This window comes from Serratia sp. CY33525, assembly GCF_052169115.1.
Taxonomy (GTDB): Bacteria; Pseudomonadota; Gammaproteobacteria; order Enterobacterales; family Enterobacteriaceae; genus Serratia; species Serratia sarumanii.
Genome location: NZ_JBJNLK010000027.1, coordinates 1 through 1,514 on the forward strand (window position 1 = coordinate 1; position 1,514 = coordinate 1,514).

At 54.8% G+C, this 1,514-nt stretch carries 2 protein-coding genes and 1 pseudogene; all 3 read right to left on the reverse strand.

What is annotated here, in order from left to right; all coding sequences use genetic code 11:
• Nucleotides 1–162: 162 nt before the first annotated feature.
• Complete coding sequence (locus ACJ8IM_RS25130; protein ID WP_101455760.1) at nt 163–438, reverse strand: hypothetical protein; 276 nt, start codon at nt 436–438, stop codon at nt 163–165.
• A gap of 2 nt (nt 439–440) precedes the next feature.
• Nucleotides 441–1,019: an ead/Ea22-like family protein gene (locus ACJ8IM_RS25135; RefSeq protein ID WP_172448758.1), complete on the reverse strand. Its 579-nt coding sequence runs from the start codon at nt 1,017–1,019 to the stop codon at nt 441–443.
• Nucleotides 1,012–1,514: pseudogene (locus ACJ8IM_RS25140) on the reverse strand (hypothetical protein); the annotation flags it as partial. The gene ACJ8IM_RS25135 and the pseudogene ACJ8IM_RS25140, both read right to left, overlap by 8 nt.

The window sequence follows — 1,514 nt, forward strand, 5'->3', positions numbered from 1 at the left end:
CCACCGGCTGCGCCTCCCGGTTAGCCGCCAGCAATGGTTCGACAACTTCGGCGTAGATTGCCTCGGCCACTACATTACGCCCATCCCGCGCCCGCAGGCCTGACGCCACAGCGATTTTCTCAATCATTTCTGCTCTCAACTGCTCAGTCGTTAGTGTTCGTGTCATGGCTGGCTCCAGTGGTCTTCAATGGCAGCGCCAAGACGCTGCATCCAATCGGCAAGTTTCAGTGCTGCTTCACGCTCAGAACCGCAGGCGGGGAAGTCATCAAAACGCATATCGGCGGTATATCGCCTGAACATGCCTCCGCCACGGATAACAAGATTCTGCTCGACGACCGATCCGGCATTATATGAATGTTGCTCGGTGTGGTAGATGCTGGTCGTTGTGTTCTCCTTTCTGTCCCGCGTGAAGCTAATCAACTCTGAATGTGTTGGCATGGCTACTCATCCCCCACAAACTTGAATCCAGCAGCGCTAATGGCCCGCTCAACTGCACGGTCGAACTTCGCCACCTGGAACACGCCATCGAACCAAAACTCGTCATCATTCTTGTTCGGCAACCGCACCGGCGTAGCCAGCCGCTTTTCTGCCTCTTCTGCCCGTGCCAGATGCTTTGTCGCTGCCGACTCCCAAACCTTCGCCTGGGCTTTCAGCTCATCGATAGCCATCATGATCGACTCGTTGTCGGGATTGCAGCCCAGCTCGTTGCCGATTTCTTTGAACACCTGAGAGGCGTCTGCGCGGATGGCTTCCAGCTCGGCGATGCGCTCATCCTTCGCTTCCAGCTCTGCCAGCAGGGCGAGAATGGCAGCAGGGTTAGCTGTGGCGATGAATGCCATATCGTGCTGGCTAACGCTCACACACGGCACTCCATCGGATGCGCGAAAAGCACTCAGCACATCACCATCTTTGCCACTTGGAATGCTGCTCAATCGCGCCATGCTGTTGCTTGTGAACCATTCCCACGGCCCCTGAGTTGCGGCCATTGCGGCCGCTTTTAGTTCGCTGAATTTATCCATTGCTCTGCTCCTTCATGGCTTTGCGTCGTGATTCGAAGAAGTCCATGCACTTGCTGAACTCAACGTCGATTTTCTCTGACTCGCGATTGAAATATGCCTGCGCGTCTTTTTCGCTATCCGGCGCAAACTCACCCGGCCCCATCAATTTATTGACGATCCACTGCATCGCAGCGCTTGGCCCTTCGCCGTGTTCAATTTCAATAACCGCCGCTTGCATAGTCAGTAGCATTTGGCCGAACAGCAGATCGATTTCTTTGATGCGCCAGCGCATGTATTCGTTGTCGGCGAGCAGGGCGGAGACGTACTCTTGCGAGTAGAGGCGATTAACTCCGTCAGGCCAGTCGCTGAAATCGGCACCTGCATCAGGGGTTAACTTCCCTGATGTACAGTTCAGCCAATGACCGCCGGAAACTTCGATTTCAAATACAGGCTTGCTCAGTTCGCTCAGCTTATTGTCCATCATGCTGCAATACCTCTCACTTGCCCCATATAGCG

Bases quoted from the DNA above. Each gene is read 5' to 3' on its own strand.
- ACJ8IM_RS25130 (WP_101455760.1), bottom strand. From the start codon at position 438: ATGCCAACACATTCAGAGTTGATTAGCTTCACGCGGGACAGAAAGGAG.
- ACJ8IM_RS25135 (WP_172448758.1), bottom strand. From the start codon at position 1,019: ATGGATAAATTCAGCGAACTAAAAGCGGCCGCAATGGCCGCAACTCAG.